The sequence below is a fragment of the Serratia sp. EC4 genome (assembly GCF_059652115.1).
Genome location: NZ_JBNIDE010000014.1, coordinates 1 through 14,381, shown reverse-complemented (window position 1 = coordinate 14,381; position 14,381 = coordinate 1). Strand labels below are relative to the sequence as shown.

Annotated in this window: 12 protein-coding genes; 10 read left to right on the top strand and 2 right to left on the bottom strand. The window is 61.0% G+C overall.

What is annotated here, in order from left to right:
• Nucleotides 1–52 precede the first annotated feature (52 nt).
• From ACP39K_RS23220 to emrB, 6 genes are all read left to right on the top strand, one after another.
• Nucleotides 53–799, top strand: a complete 747-nt coding sequence (locus ACP39K_RS23220; protein WP_016929851.1) for an AzlC family ABC transporter permease — start codon at nt 53–55, stop codon at nt 797–799.
• Nucleotides 789–1,136 carry an L-valine transporter subunit YgaH gene (ygaH, locus tag ACP39K_RS23215; protein WP_048796612.1) on the top strand — a complete coding sequence of 116 codons (348 nt, stop codon included), beginning with the start codon at nt 789–791 and terminating at the stop codon, nt 1,134–1,136. Before ACP39K_RS23220 ends, ygaH begins: the two co-directional genes overlap by 11 nt.
• A gap of 162 nt (nt 1,137–1,298) precedes the next feature.
• Nucleotides 1,299–1,817: a transcriptional repressor MprA gene (gene mprA, locus ACP39K_RS23210; RefSeq protein WP_004928879.1), complete on the top strand. Its 519-nt coding sequence runs from the start codon at nt 1,299–1,301 to the stop codon at nt 1,815–1,817.
• A gap of 28 nt (nt 1,818–1,845) precedes the next feature.
• The gene (locus ACP39K_RS23205) at nt 1,846–3,297 is read left to right on the top strand and encodes an efflux transporter outer membrane subunit (protein ID WP_497008906.1); all 1,452 of its coding nucleotides are present in this window, start codon (nt 1,846–1,848) and stop codon (nt 3,295–3,297) included.
• 23 nt (nt 3,298–3,320) lie between these two features.
• Entirely contained in the window at nt 3,321–4,493 is a 1,173-nt protein-coding gene (emrA, locus tag ACP39K_RS23200) for a multidrug efflux MFS transporter periplasmic adaptor subunit EmrA (RefSeq protein WP_016929855.1), read from the top strand.
• 17 nt (nt 4,494–4,510) lie between these two features.
• Nucleotides 4,511–6,049 (top strand): multidrug efflux MFS transporter permease subunit EmrB, encoded by a 1,539-nt coding sequence (emrB, locus tag ACP39K_RS23195; protein WP_016929856.1) that lies wholly within the window; start codon nt 4,511–4,513, stop codon nt 6,047–6,049.
• A 60-nt stretch (nt 6,050–6,109) separates the two neighbouring features.
• Here emrB and ACP39K_RS23190 read toward each other — a convergent pair whose 3' ends face one another.
• Entirely contained in the window at nt 6,110–7,198 is a 1,089-nt protein-coding gene (locus tag ACP39K_RS23190) for a tRNA/rRNA methyltransferase (protein WP_004928870.1), read from the bottom strand.
• Nucleotides 7,199–7,405: 207 nt separating this feature from the next.
• On the opposite strand from ACP39K_RS23190, the gene trxC reads away from it, so the two are divergent.
• The 4 genes from trxC to pssA all read left to right on the top strand — a co-directional run bounded on the left by trxC (nt 7,406) and on the right by pssA (nt 12,834).
• Entirely contained in the window at nt 7,406–7,825 is a 420-nt protein-coding gene (gene trxC, locus ACP39K_RS23185; RefSeq protein ID WP_004928868.1) for a thioredoxin TrxC, read from the top strand.
• A gap of 114 nt (nt 7,826–7,939) precedes the next feature.
• The gene (locus ACP39K_RS23180) at nt 7,940–8,635 is read left to right on the top strand and encodes a tRNA-uridine aminocarboxypropyltransferase (protein WP_004928866.1); all 696 of its coding nucleotides are present in this window, start codon (nt 7,940–7,942) and stop codon (nt 8,633–8,635) included.
• A 42-nt stretch (nt 8,636–8,677) separates the two neighbouring features.
• On the top strand, nt 8,678–11,326 hold the full coding sequence (locus ACP39K_RS23175; RefSeq protein ID WP_089184963.1) for a bifunctional acetate--CoA ligase family protein/GNAT family N-acetyltransferase: 2,649 nt from the start codon (nt 8,678–8,680) through the stop codon (nt 11,324–11,326).
• Nucleotides 11,327–11,478: 152 nt separating this feature from the next.
• Nucleotides 11,479–12,834, top strand: coding sequence for a CDP-diacylglycerol--serine O-phosphatidyltransferase (gene pssA / locus ACP39K_RS23170; protein ID WP_028127521.1), 1,356 nt, complete (start codon nt 11,479–11,481; stop codon nt 12,832–12,834).
• 36 nt (nt 12,835–12,870) lie between these two features.
• On the opposite strand, the gene ACP39K_RS23165 is transcribed toward pssA, so the two are convergent.
• A complete protein-coding gene (locus tag ACP39K_RS23165; RefSeq protein WP_033632262.1) occupies nt 12,871–14,181 on the bottom strand; it encodes an MFS family transporter in 1,311 nt (436 codons plus the stop codon).
• Between the last annotated feature and the right edge of the window lie 200 nt (nt 14,182–14,381).

Below are 14,381 nucleotides of genomic sequence, written 5' to 3'. Positions count from 1 at the left end.
AATGTTCTGGGCATAAACTATTGAAGTCCTATCTACCCTGCGATCCACAACCATGCAAAGCCAAGCTGCAGACAGCCTCAATCCGCCCGCCGTCAGCGCCACTTTCGCCAACGGCGTCGTCGACAGTTTGCCGATCGTCATCGGGTATGTCCCGGTGGCGTTCGCCTTCGGCCTCAGCGCCGTCAAACTGGGTTTTTCCCCGCTGGAAAGCATTTTCTTCTCCTGCATCATCTACGCCGGCGCCAGCCAGTTCGTGATCACCGCCCTGCTGAGCGCCGGGATGTCGCTGTGGGTCTCCGCATTGACGGTGATGGCGATGGACGTGCGCCACCTGCTGTACGGCCCGGCGCTGCGTCATCGTATCGTCTCGCGCATGTCGCCCGGTAAAACGGCGATGTGGGCCTTTGGTCTGACCGATGAGGTCTTCGCCGCCGCCACCGCCAGACTGATGCGCAATAACCGCAGCTGGAGCGAAAACTGGATGCTGGGCATCGCGCTCTGTTCCTGGCTCTCCTGGGTGGCCGGCACCGCGCTCGGCGCGCTGTTCGGCAACGGCCCGCTGGAGCAGTTCCCGGTGATCGAGGCCTCGCTGGCCTTCATGCTGCCGGCGCTGTTTCTCAGCTTCCTGTTGGCCGCCTTCCGGCGTCCGCAGAGCCTGACCATCGCAGCCTCATTGGCCGGCGCGCTGCTCGGCGTGGTGCTGTTCTCCATCCCGGTCGCCATTTTGGCCGGCATCGGCGCCGGTTGCGTCGCCGCTCTGTTCCAACCTGCCCCTGCGGAGGCCAGCCATGAACACTGATGTGCTGGTGATCGGCCTGGTGGTGGGCTGCGCCAATTACCTGTTCCGTTATCTGCCGCTGCGGCTGGCGCCGGCGCGCGCCCAGCCCGGCCTCAAACGCGGTAAAGCCGCCCTGCTGCTCGACAGCATCGGCATCGCCTCGATCTGCGCCCTGCTGGTGGTCTCCAGCACGCCGGTGGTGATGCGCGAGCCGGACAAACTGCTGCCGACGTTGGTGGGGTTCGCCGCGCTGGCGCTGTGCTTCTTCCGCAGCAAAAGCATCATTCTGTCGACGCTGCTCGGCGCAACGGCCTTTGGCGTCACATTAAAGCTGTTAATGATTTTCGGCGCGGGCTGACGCCGCTCCCGATCGTTTGGCTTCACACTGGCGTTTTCAGGCGCCACATCTTTACAAACACTGACAAATGACACGAATTGCTAAATTATCCGCACGGCTGAACATTTACATTATTTGTCACCGTCGTTACTATCTCGAACGAAATTAATGAGGCCCTAAATTATGGAAAGCTCGTTTGCCCCCATAGAACAAATGCTGAATTTCCGCGCCACGCGGCAGAAAGATTTCCCTTATCAGGAAATCCTGCTGACCCGCCTGTGCATGCACATGCAAGGCAAGCTGCTGGAAAACCGCAATAAGATGCTCAAAGCGCAGGGGATTAACGAAACACTGTTTATGGCGCTGATTACCCTGGATGCGCAGGAAAGCCACAGCATCCAACCTTCTGAGCTAAGCTCTGCCTTAGGCTCCTCGCGCACCAATGCGACCCGCATCGCCGACGAGCTGGAGAAACGCGGCTGGATCGAGCGCCGGGAAAGCGACAACGATCGCCGCTGCCTGCATCTGCACCTGACGCCGCAGGGGGAAGAATTTCTCAGTCAACTGCTGCCGCCGCAGCATCAATGTCTGCATTTCCTGTGGTCCACATTGACCGACGATGAGCAAAAACAGCTGGAACAGCTGACGCGCAAATTGCTGGCACGTCTGGATCAAATGGAAATCACAGAACAGTTACCCTAATTCACAATTTCTGTTCAGGTACCTACTTATGCGATCCCCATTTCACTGGAGATTCACCCCGCTGTTCGCCGTGTTACTGCTGGCCGGGTGTGCTTCGACCGATAATATTGCCCCGCAATCCACGCTGATGGATCCGCAGAGCCTGCAGTTGGCTCAGCCGAAAGTCAGTTCGCTGGCCGTCAGCCCGCAGTGGTGGCGCGCCCTCAAGGATCCGCAGTTGGATACCCTGATGACGCAGACGCTGCAAAGCTCGCCGACCCTGCGTCAAGCCGCCGCCCGCGTGCGCGAAGCGCAGAGCGTGGTGGGTGAAGCCAGCGCCGCCAACGGGCCGAACCTGGATCTGAACGCCAGCACCCAGCGCCAGCGCGTGCCGCAAAACGTCAATATGGGGCTGGGGTATCCGCATAAGCCGATCTACGAAAGCTCCAACTCGCTGGGGTTGAACCTGGCGTACGAGTTCGACTGGTGGGGCAAATACCGCAACCAGGTGAACGCCGCCAAGGCGCAGGTCAACGCCGCGCGCGCCGAGCAGGAACAGGCGGCGCTGACGCTGACCAGCTCGGTGGCGTCCGCCTACTACCAGCTGCAGAGCAATCTGGCGCTCGAGAAGCTGCTGCAGCAGGAAGTAAACAACAATGAGCGCCTGACCGGGCTGCGCCAACAGCGCTATCAGGCCGGGCTGACCGGCGTCGATGTGCCGCAACAGACCCAGGCGCAGTCCGACGTCGCCAAGCAGCAGATCCTGCAGCTGCAGTCGCAAATCGAACAGCTCAGACACCAGCTTGCCGCGTTGGCGGGCCAGGGGCCGAACGCCATGCAGCACCTGCGTCAGGTGCCGTTGCCCGCAGACAACCTGATGGCGCCGCAGGGCGAGCTGACGGCGGATCTGCTGGGTAAACGCCCGGACATCGCCGCGCAACGCCAGCTGGTGGAATCTTACAGCCAGCGCGTCAGCGCCGCGCGTAAAGAGTTTTATCCCAGCCTGACCATTTCAGCCTTCGCCGGCCTGATGACCACCAATACCAGTGGCACCAGCCCGAATCTGTTTGAAGCGGCCAGCCAGGCCTGGAACGTGATGCCGGCGATCTCGCTGCCGATCTTCCATGCCGGGGCGCTGCGCAGCAAGCTGGGCGAGGAATCCGCGCTGTATGACGAAGCGGTGGAATCCTACAACCAAACCATCCTGAATGCGGTACAGGAAACCGCTGACGCCATCACCATCCAGCAGAGTTCTGCGCAACAGCAGCTGCAGGCGGCGTCCGCGGCCCAGTCGATGCAACAGGTGTACCAGGTCGCCAACGCCCGTTACCAGGCAGGGATTATCGGGCGCGACGATCTGTTGACCAGCCAAACGCAGCTATTACAGCAGCAACAGGCGGAGTTGAATGCCAGCAGCAATTTACTGCAGGCGAAGATAGGACTGATCCGCGCGCTGGGCGGTGGCTACCAGGCCCCGGCCGCAGCGGATTCGAAAGCATAATAATATAAGGCTTGGAGAACACCATGAGCGCAAGCGCGGAAACTCAAAACCCGCAGCAGCCGAGCGGCAAAAAGAAGCAGCGCAAATTTTGGCTGCTGTTGCTGACGGTTATTTTCATTGTTATAGGGGTGGCTTACTTAGTGTATTGGTTCCTGGTGCTGCGTCATCATCAGGAAACCGACGACGCCTACGTCTCCGGCAACCAGGTGCAGATCATGGCCCAGGTGTCCGGCAGCGTGAACAGCGTCAATTTCGACAACACCGACTACGTCAAGCAGGGCGACGTGCTGCTGACGCTCGATCCGACCGATGCCGAGCAGGCGTTTGAACGCGCCAAGACCGGCCTGGCCAACAGCGTGCGTCAGACCCACCAGCTGATCATCAACAGCAAGCAATATCAGGCCAACATCGCCCTGCGCAAGACCGATCTGAGCAAGGCCGAGAACGATCTGAAACGCCGCGTGGTGCTGGGCAGCGTCGACGCCATCGGCCGCGAAGAACTGCAACACGCGCGCGATGCGGTCGACAGCGCCAAGGCCGCCCTGGAAGTGGCGGTGCAGCAATACAACGCCAATCAGGCGATGGTGCTGAATACCCCGCTGGAACAGCAGCCGGCGATCCAACAGGCCGCCGCGCAGATGCGCGACGCCTGGCTGGCGCTGCAGCGTACCAAGGTGATCAGCCCGATTACCGGTTATGTCTCGCGCCGCAGCGTGCAGGTCGGCGCGCAGATCGCCGCCGGTTCGCCGCTGATGGCGGTGGTGCCGGCCGATCACATCTGGGTTGACGCCAACTTCAAGGAAACCCAGATCGCCAACATGCGCATCGGCCAGCCGGCGACGGTGGTCAGCGACGTCTACGGCGATGACGTGGTGTATCAAGGCAAAGTGGTCGGTATCGACATGGGCACCGGCAGCGCCTTCTCGCTGCTGCCGGCTCAGAACGCGACCGGCAACTGGATCAAGGTGGTACAACGTCTGCCGGTGCGTATTGAGCTCGACGCCAAGCAGGTGGCCGATCATCCGCTGCGCATCGGTCTTTCGACGCTGGTGACCGTCGACACCGCCAATCTGGACGGCCGCGTGTTGTCTGACGTGGTGCGCGACAAACCGCTGTACCAGAGCGACGCGCTGGCGTTGAATCTGGCGCCGGTTAACCAGCTGATCGCCGACGTGATCCATGCGAACGCCGGCTAAGCGCGCGGGAGGCCATCTTGCCACAGAAACCGCTTGAAGGCGCCCAGCTCGCCTGGATGACGGTCGCGCTCGCCATGGCGACCTTCATGCAGGTGCTGGACTCCACCATCGCCAACGTGGCGATCCCCACCATTGCCGGTAACCTCGGGTCTTCCAACTCGCAGGGGACCTGGGTGATCACCTCGTTCGGCGTGGCGAACGCCATCTCGATCCCGATCACCGGCTGGCTGGCGAAGCGCATCGGCGAAGTGCGGCTGTTCCTCTGGTCCACCGCGCTGTTCGTCCTCGCTTCCTGGCTGTGCGGCATCTCCAACAGCCTCGGCATGCTGATCTTCTTCCGCGTGATCCAAGGCGTGGTGGCCGGGCCGCTGATCCCGCTGTCGCAGAGCCTGTTGCTGAATAACTACCCGCCCGCCAAGCGGGCGATGGCCCTGGCGCTCTGGTCGATGACCGTTATCGTCGCGCCGATCTTCGGGCCGATCCTCGGCGGTTACATCAGCGACAACTACCATTGGGGTTGGATCTTCTTCATCAACATCCCGATCGGCGCCTTCGTTATCATGGCGGCGATGGCGACGCTGAAGGGGCGAGAAACCAAAACCGAGATCAAACCGATCGACACGGTTGGACTGGTGCTGCTGATCGTCGGCATCGGTTCGCTGCAGGTGATGCTCGATCAGGGCAAGGAGCTGGACTGGTTCAACTCGACCGAGATCATCACCCTGACCGTCGTGGCGGTGGTGGCGCTGTTGTTCCTGGTGGTTTGGGAGCTGACGGACGACCATCCGGTGGTGGATCTGTCGCTGTTCAAATCGCGCAACTTCACCATCGGCTGCCTGTGCATCAGCCTGGCGTACATGCTGTACTTCGGCGCCATCGTGCTGTTGCCGCAGCTGTTGCAAGAGGTGTACGGCTATACCGCCACCTGGGCGGGGTTGGCGTCGGCGCCGGTCGGGTTGATCCCGGTGCTGCTGTCGCCGATCATCGGCAAGTTCGGCAACCGGCTCGACATGCGCCGGCTGGTGACCTTCAGCTTCATCATGTATGCCGTGTGCTTCTACTGGCGCGCCTATACGTTTGAACCGGGCATGGACTTCGGCGCTTCCGCCTGGCCGCAGTTCGTCCAGGGCTTCGCCATCGCCTGCTTCTTCATGCCGTTGACCACCATCACGCTGTCCGGCCTGCCGCCGGAGCGTATGGCGGCGGCATCGAGCCTGTCGAACTTCACGCGAACGCTGGCGGGTTCGATCGGTACCTCGATCACTACCACCCTGTGGACGCAGCGCGAATCGCAGCACCATTCGCAGCTGACGGAGTTCGTCAACCCGTACAACCCGCAGTCGCAGGAGATGTACCACCAGTTGGAGCAGCTCGGCATGAGCAAGCAGCAGGCGTCGGCGTACATCGCCAACGAGATCACCGCGCAGGGCCTGATCATCTCCGCCAACGAAATCTTCTGGCTATCGGCCGGGGTGTTCCTGGTGCTGCTGGTGCTGGTGTGGGTGGCGAAACCGCCGTTCAGCTCCGGCGGCGGTGGGGGCGGCGGCGCGCACTAAGCTGCAATAAACGAAACGGGCGCCCTGGGGCGCCCGTTTTTTTATCCGACGTAGAAAAGATTACGCCTGATTCTGACGCCACCAGTCCGCCAGCAGAATGCCGGTCGCCACGGAAACGTTCAGGCTTTCCACCTTGCCGGTGCCGCCGATAGACACGTTCATGTCACCCTGCTGCCAGGCGCTGTCGCTCAGACCGTCGCGTTCCTGGCCCAACACCAGCACCATCTTGGCCGGCAGTTTGGCCTGCGCCAGCGCGGTGCCTTTGTGGCTCGAGGTCGTGACGATGGTGTAACCCGCCTTGCGGAAGGTATCCAGCACCGACAGGAAATCGTCAGCGTTGATCGCCTTGATATGCTCCGCCCCGCCTTCTGCGGTGCGCACCGCCGCGCCGGACTCCAGCAGCGCCGGATCCTGCAGCAGCACGCCGTTGACGCCGAAGTGGGCGCACGAACGGACGATGGCGCCCAGGTTGTGCGGGTTGCCCACTTCTTCCAGCGCCAGCACGCAGTCGGTCGCCGGTGCGGTTTTCAGGTAGGTCTGCGCATCCAGGCCCTGACGTTTTTTGATCAGGAAGCAGACGCCGCCGTGGTGCTCGGTGCCGGAAGCCTTGGCCAGTTCTTCTTCATCCACCACGTGGTAAGCTTTGCGGTTAGCCGCCATCCAGCGCAGCGCTTCGCGGAAGCGCGGGGTGACCGACTGCACGAACCAGGCGCGCACAATCGCTTCCGGACGGCTGGCGAACAGCGCCTGACAGGCGTTTTCACCGTAAACGCGGGTTTCTTCCGCGCGCTGGCGGCGCAGTTGCTCAGGATCGATGAAGCTTTTGCCGCTGATGCCGCCATGATCGAACGCCGGCTCTTCATTCGGCGCGCGTGAGACGGTTCTCCACGGCGACTCATTGCCACCGCGATCTTCAGAGCGCGCCGGACGGCGAGGACGATCGCTTTCACTGCGGCGGGAGTCGGCGCCGCGACGATCGTTGCCGCCGCGCGCCTTGTCTTGACCGGTGCGGCCCGATCGCGCACCGTCAGCCGGACGGCCTTTGCCGGCCGGACGTTTATTCTTGTTACGGTCGTCGCCGTTGTCGTCGTCACTGCGGACGTACATCACTTTGACTTTACCGTTCTTGCCACTAAATGAATCGTTCATTGTCTTCTCCACCAACGCGCAGGGCGCGAAGATTACCTGATGTTGGTGCACGAAGCCACCAACTTGCGCTAAAAGCTCCCAACTATCACATCCATTGAACAAACCTCATTGTTCACGCGCCGGGTTTTGCCGATAATTGTCAGCATTAAAGAAACATCTCCGCAACCGCGTTGCGGGGACCATGCTTTCTCTGTACCCGAGGTCAACATGAATACAGTTTGTGCAGCTTGCAATGCCACCAACCGCGTGCCGGAAGAACGTCTGGCGGACAACGCGAAATGCGGCCGCTGCGGCCATGAGCTCTTCGACGGTGAAGTGATCAACGCCACCGCCGCCACGCTGGACCAGTTGCTGCAGGACGATCTGCCGGTCGTGGTCGATTTCTGGGCGCCGTGGTGCGGCCCGTGCCGCAGCTTTGCGCCGATCTTTGAAGACGTGGCCGAAGAGCGCGCCGGCAAAGTGCGCTTCGTGAAAGTGAACACCGAAGCCGAGCCGGAGCTGAGCGCCCGTTTCCGCATCCGCAGCATCCCGACCATCATGGTGTTCCGTCAGGGCAAAATGGTCGACATGCTCAACGGCGCGATGCCGAAAGCGCCGTTTGATAACTGGCTCAACGAGTTAGTGTGATTCGGCAAGTATAGGCCGTATCCCGCCATTGCGCGCGAACGCGCCCCGATCGAGCCCGCCCCTCCCGGCGGGCTTTTTTCTGCGTTACAATAGCGGTTTTTCCCCAGGATCGTTATGACCGACAACGCCGTACTTCGCCTGCGCCAATTCCGTTTAGACCGCGCCACCCGCCCTTTTTTGGCGCGCGGTTGCCGTGTGGCGCGTTGTCAGGGTTGCCTGCTGCCGCATAAGAACTGCCTGTGCGACACCATTCGCCCACAGCAGGCCGGCAGCCGTTTCTGCCTGATCATGTTCGGCGCCGAGCCGCTCAAGCCCAGCAACACCGGCCGCCTGATCGCCGATATCCTGCCGGACACCCAGGCGTTCCTCTGGTCGCGTACCGAGGTCGATCCCGCCCTGCTGGCGGCCATCAACGATCCCACCCGGCAGCCTTATGTGGTGTTCCCCGCGTCCTACGCCGACGCCGAACGGCCGGTGTTCAGCGCGCTGCCCGTCGGCGGCAAACCGCCGCTGTTCATCATGCTGGACGGCACCTGGGCGGAGGCGCGCAAAATGTTCCGTAAAAGCCCGTATCTCAATCAATTCCCGGTGTTTTCCCTCAACGTCGACGCCGCATCGGACTACCAACTGCGCGAAGCCAGCCGCGCCGAGCAACACTGCACGGCGGAAGTGGCCGCCGCCCTGCTGCAACAGGCGGGCGATCTGCCGGCCGCCGAAGGGTTGAATCAGCATTTTCGCTATTTCCGTCAACAGTATCTGGCGGGAAAACCGACCCGGCCGGAGGCATCGGTCACAGCAATGCAGCCATAAAGCGCCTAAAATCAGGCGTAACGTTGCCAAAAGGAGCCGTGCATGAGCCAGCGAGGGTTAGAAGCGCTACTACGTCCCAAATCGATCGCCGTTCTGGGCGCTTCGCAGCAGCCGGGCCGCGCCGGCAACCTGATGATGAGCAACCTGCTGGCCGGCGGTTTCGGCGGCCCCATCTTGCCGGTGACGCCGCGCTACAAGGCGGTATGCGGCGTCATGGCCTACCCCGACGTCGCCAGCCTGCCGTTGACGCCGGATCTGGCGATCATCTGCACTCACGCCAAGCGTAATCTGGCGCTGCTCGACGCGCTGGGGCAGCGCGGCTGCAAAACCGCCATCGTGCTCTCTTCACCGCCAGAACAGTTCGCCGAACTGAAAGCCTGCGCGCAGCGCTACGCCATGCGGCTATTGGGCCCCAACAGTCTGGGATTACTGGCGCCGTGGCAAGGCATCAACGCCAGCTTCTCGCCGGTGCCGATCCAAAAAGGCAAGCTGGCGTTTATCTCGCAGTCCGCCGCCGTCGCCAACACCATTCTCGACTGGGCGCAGCAGCGCGAAGTCGGCTTCTCTTACTTCATCGCGCTGGGCGACAGCCTGGATATCGACGTCGACGACCTGCTCGACTTTTTGGCGCGCGACAGCAAAACCAGCGCCATCCTGCTGTATCTGGAAAACATCAGCGACGCACGGCGCTTTCTCTCCGCCTCGCGCAGCGCCTCACGCAACAAGCCCATTCTGGTGATCAAAAGCGGCCGCAGCCAACAGGCGCAATTACTGCTCAACAGCCAGCAGGGGCTGGACGCCGCCTACGACGCCGCCATCCAGCGAGCCGGCCTGCTGCGCGTGCAGGATACCCATGAGCTGTTCTCCGCGGTGGAAACCCTCAGCCATATGCATCCGCTGCGCGGCGAGCGGCTGATGATCGTCAGCAACGGGGCGGCGCCGGCGGCAATGGCGCTGGACGAGCTGCTCGGGCGCAACGGCAAGCTGGCGACGCTGAACGATGAGAGCCTGGCGAAGCTGAGCGATGCGCTGCCGGATTTCATTCGCGCCGGCAACCCGCTCGATCTGCGCGACGACGCCACGCCGCAGCGCTACCTGGCGGCTCTCGAAGCGCTGCTCGACAGCCACGACTATGACGCGCTGCTGCTGATCCATGCGCCGAGCGCGGCGGCGCCGGGCACCGCCACGGCGCAGCGGCTGATCGACGCGCTGCACCGGCATGCGCGCGGCAAACGCATCACCTTGCTGACCAACTGGTGCGGCGAATACTCTTCTCAAGAGGCGCGCCGGCTGTTTACCGAGGCCGCCATACCCACCTACCGCACGCCGGAAGGCGCTGTGACCGCTTTTATGCATATGGTGGAATACCGCCGCAACCAGAAGCAGCTGAAAGAGACCCCGGCGCTGCCGGTCGGCCTGACCGCCAATACCGCCGACGCTCACCGCCTGATCCATCAGGCGCTGGCCGAAGGCGCTACCCAGTTGGATACCCACGAGGTGCAATCCATTCTGCAGGCTTATGACCTGAGCACCCTGCCGACCTGGATCGCCGAAGACAGCGCCGAAGCGGTACATATCGCCGAACAGATCGGCTACCCGGTAGCGCTGAAGCTTCGTTCGCCAGATATCCCGCACAAGTCAGAAGTTCAGGGCGTCATGCTCTACCTGCGCACCGCGACCGAAGTGCAGCGCGCGGCGGAGGCGATCCTCGACCGCGTGAAGCGCACCTATCCTCAGGCGCGCATCCACGGCTTGCTGGTGCAGAGCATGGCCAACCGCGCCGGCGCCCAGGAGCTGCGCATCGCGGTGGAGCAGGATGCGATTTTCGGCCCGCTGATCATGCTGGGTGAAGGCGGCGTGGAGTGGCGCCAGGAAAATCAGGTGGCGGTCGCGCTGCCGCCGCTGAACATGGCGCTGGCGCGTTATCTGGTGCTGCAGGCGGTGAAAGGCGGCAAGATCCGCGGGCGCAGCGCGCTGCGGCCTTTAGATATCCCTGGACTAAGCCGCTTGCTGGTGCAGGTCTCCAACCTGATCCTCGACTGCCCGGAGATCGCCCGGCTGGATATTCACCCGGTGTTGGCCTCCGGCAGCGAATTCACTCTGCTGGACGTTTCGATGCAGCTCGCGCCGTTCAGCGGCGATCCGCAGGCGCGGCTGGCGATCCGCCCTTATCCGCATGAGCTGGAAGAGACCATCGTGTTGAAAGACGGCAGCCAATGCCTGTTCCGCCCGATCCTGCCGGAAGACGAGCCGACGCTGAAACATTTCATCGACCGGGTGACCAAGGAAGACCTCTATTATCGCTACTTCAGCGAGATCAACGAGTTTACCCATGACGATTTGGCCAACATGACGCAGATCGACTACGATCGAGAAATGGCCTTTGTGGCGGTGCGCGCAGACGAGATCATCGGCGTGACGCGCGCGCTGTCCGATCCGGACAACACCGACGCCGAATTCGCCGTGCTGGTGCGTTCCGACCTCAAAGGCCTGGGCCTGGGCCGTCAGTTGCTGGAGAAAATGATCGCCTATGCGCGCGCTCATGGCCTGACCCGTCTGAGCGGCATCACCATGCCGAATAACCGCGGCATGATCGCACTGGCGCAGCGGCTGGGCTTTGGCATCGAGGTGCAGCTTGAGGACGGCATCGTCAATCTGACGCTGCCGCTGCAGGCCGCCGACGCGCAGTGACCTGCGTCGCAATGCGCTACGAATCCACCACTTAACGCCAAAACATACGCACAATCGGGGCAACTAATGGTATTATCGCCCGATTATTCGGTTTATTGTTTTTATGCCTGTGGCGTTCTGGCCATCAATCATGAGAGAAGAAACGCACTGTGATGTTGTCAAAATTTAAACGTAGCAAACATCAACAACACCTTGCACAACTGCCCAAACTCCCCCAGACGGTTGCTGATGTTCGTACGTTGTACGCGCCGTCCGATTTTCGCACCACGCTGCTGAGCGCCATCGCCAACGCCACCCAACGCATCTATCTGGTGGCCCTGTATCTGGAGCATGACGACGCCGGGCGCGAGATCCTCAACGCGCTGTATCAAGCCAAACAGCGGCGGCCCGAGCTGGAAATCTGCGTACTGGTCGACTGGCACCGCGCACAGCGTGGGCGCATCGGCGCCGCCGCCGCCAATACCAACGCCGACTGGTACTGCGCCATGGCCAGCCAACATCCGGAACAGTCGGTGCCGATCTACGGCGTGCCGGTCAATACCCGCGAAGCGTTAGGCGTACTGCACCTGAAAGGCTTTGTGGTCGACGATACCGCGATCTACAGCGGCGCCAGCATCAACGACGTTTATCTGCATCAGCATGAGAAATACCGTTACGATCGCTATCAGCTGATCACCAACGGCGTGCTGGCCGATACCTTGATCGATTACATCAAGCAGCATCTGCTCACCGCCGGCGCCGTACAGCGCCTCGATCGCAGCGATCGGCCGAAAAGCCCGGAGATCAAAAACGAGACCCGTCTGTTCCGTTTCGCCCTGCGCCGCGCCGGTTACCACTTCCGTGGCAAGGCCGGCAACGATGAGCTGGCGGTGACGCCGCTGGTTGGGCTTGGCAAGCAAAGCGTGCTGAATAAAACCATTCATCACCTGATGTCGTGCGCCGACCAGAAACTGACGCTCTGTACCCCCTACTTCAACCTGCCGGCGCTGCTGGTGCGCAACATCATTTATCTGCTGCGCCAGGGCAAACAGGTGGAGATCATTGTCGGCGACAAGACCGCCAACGATTTCTATATTCCGGAAGACCAGCCGTTCAAAATCATCGGCGCGCTGCCCTACCTGTACGAGATCAACCTGCGCCGCTTCCTGAGCCGCTTGCAGCGTTATATCGATACCGGGCAGCTGATCGTGCGTCTGTGGAAGGATGGCGATAACAGCTATCACCTGAAAGGCATGTGGGTAGACGAAGAGTGGCAGCTGATTACCGGCAATAATCTCAACCCGCGCGCCTGGCGGCTGGATCTGGAAAACGCCATTCTGATCCACGATCCCAAACAAGAGATGCGCGAACAGCGGCAAAAAGAGCTAGAGTGCATCCGCACTCACACCACCGTGGTCGGCCACTATCAGGAGCTGCAAAGTATTCAGCAGTATCCGATCAAGGTGCGCAAGCTGATTCGCCGTCTGCGGCGTATCCGCATCGATCGGCTGATTAGCCGTATCCTGTAAGCGGTACTCTGACCCCGGCCAAGGCCGGGGTTTTTATTACAGCTGTATCTCCTTGCCTTTGCGATGCAACCGAAGCGAAACCAGCAACGCCAGCAGGCACATGCCGGAAACGTACCAGAAGAAGGCATTCTCCACGCCGAATGATTTAAGCGACAACGCGACATATTCCGCCGAACCGCCGAACAGAGCATTCGCCACCGCATAAGACAAGCCTACCCCTAACGCGCGTACCTCCGGCGGGAACATCTCGGCTTTAAGCAGCCCGCTGATCGCGGTGTAAAAGCTGACAACGAACAACGCCAACACGATCAGACCGAACGCCATAAAGGGGTTGGTCACCTCTTTCAAGGCAAACAGGATCGGCACCGTCAACACCGTGGCGAAGGCTGAGAAGATCAGCATCGAGCTGCGACGGCCGATTTTGTCCGAAAACGCGCCTACCGCCGGCTGCAGCAGCATAAAGACGAATAGCGCAACGGTCATGATGGCGCTGGCCAGCTTGGCGTCCATACCGGCAGTGTTCACCAGGTACTTCTGCATGTAGGTGGTGAAGGTGTAGAAGGTCAGTGAACCGGCGGCGGTAAAGCCCAGCACCATCAGGAACGCCTTGCGATTTTTCCACAGCCCCGTCAGCGAACCGGCATCTTTGTGGTTACGCGTCTTCGCATCGGAGGTTTCATTCAGCGAGCGGCGCAGGTACAGCGCCACCACCGCCAACACGGCCCCCAAGGCAAACGGTATACGCCATCCCCAGGCTTTCAGCTCTTCGGCGGGCAATATCTGCTGCAAGATCACCAAGACCAGCAGCGCCAACAGTTGCCCGCCAATCAGCGTCACGTACTGGAACGATGCGTAGAAGCCACGCCGCCCCTTGATTGCCACCTCGCTCATGTAGGTGGCGCTGGTGCCGTATTCCCCCCCTACCGACAACCCCTGGAACAGGCGGGCGATCAGCAGCAGCGCCGGCGCCCAGCTGCCGATCGATTCATACGTCGGCAGGCAGGCGATCACCAGCGATCCGGCGCACATCATGCAGACTGAAAGCAGCATGGAGTTTTTTCGGCCATGCTTGTCGGCAATATAGCCGAACAGCCAACCGCCGATAGGTCGCATAAAGAAGCCGGCGGCGAAAACACCGGCGGTTTGCAGCAGCTGCGTGGTGCTGTTGCCCGCTGGAAAGAACGAGGCGGCAAAATAAATGGAACAGAAGGAGTAAACGTAAAAATCAAACCACTCCACCAGATTGCCTGATGAAGCCCCGACGATAGCGAAAATGCGTTTCTTGTTATCCAGCGCCCCCTGTTCGACGCCGTGCTCATCCCCAAGAGCCGAGGTTGTTTCTGTCATGATATTTCTCCGAGCCATAGCAATGATGAAATTCGGCGTCCTGCCGCCCTGGTTGTTACTTTATTGTTATTTATAAGTTAACAGCCAAACTTGATAGCGGACGAAGAATATCTGACATTCAGAGAAACAATGCGTTGGTTTTGTGATGAATATTAAACAGTACGATGAAAGTTGAAGCGGATTACAACGGGGATTTTCCT

What these genes read in the sequence shown, in the direction of transcription:
- ACP39K_RS23220 (WP_016929851.1), top strand. Translation starts at nt 53, where the DNA reads ATGCAAAGCCAAGCTGCAGACAGCCTCAATCCGCCCGCCGTCAGCGCC.
- ygaH (WP_048796612.1), top strand. Translation starts at nt 789, where the DNA reads ATGAACACTGATGTGCTGGTGATCGGCCTGGTGGTGGGCTGCGCCAAT.
- mprA (WP_004928879.1), top strand. Translation starts at nt 1,299, where the DNA reads ATGGAAAGCTCGTTTGCCCCCATAGAACAAATGCTGAATTTCCGCGCC.
- ACP39K_RS23205 (WP_497008906.1), top strand. Translation starts at nt 1,846, where the DNA reads ATGCGATCCCCATTTCACTGGAGATTCACCCCGCTGTTCGCCGTGTTA.
- emrA (WP_016929855.1), top strand. Translation starts at nt 3,321, where the DNA reads ATGAGCGCAAGCGCGGAAACTCAAAACCCGCAGCAGCCGAGCGGCAAA.
- ACP39K_RS23190 (WP_004928870.1), bottom strand. Translation starts at nt 7,198, where the DNA reads ATGAACGATTCATTTAGTGGCAAGAACGGTAAAGTCAAAGTGATGTAC.
- trxC (WP_004928868.1), top strand. Translation starts at nt 7,406, where the DNA reads ATGAATACAGTTTGTGCAGCTTGCAATGCCACCAACCGCGTGCCGGAA.
- ACP39K_RS23180 (WP_004928866.1), top strand. Translation starts at nt 7,940, where the DNA reads ATGACCGACAACGCCGTACTTCGCCTGCGCCAATTCCGTTTAGACCGC.
- ACP39K_RS23175 (WP_089184963.1), top strand. Translation starts at nt 8,678, where the DNA reads ATGAGCCAGCGAGGGTTAGAAGCGCTACTACGTCCCAAATCGATCGCC.
- pssA (WP_028127521.1), top strand. Translation starts at nt 11,479, where the DNA reads ATGTTGTCAAAATTTAAACGTAGCAAACATCAACAACACCTTGCACAA.
- ACP39K_RS23165 (WP_033632262.1), bottom strand. Translation starts at nt 14,181, where the DNA reads ATGACAGAAACAACCTCGGCTCTTGGGGATGAGCACGGCGTCGAACAG.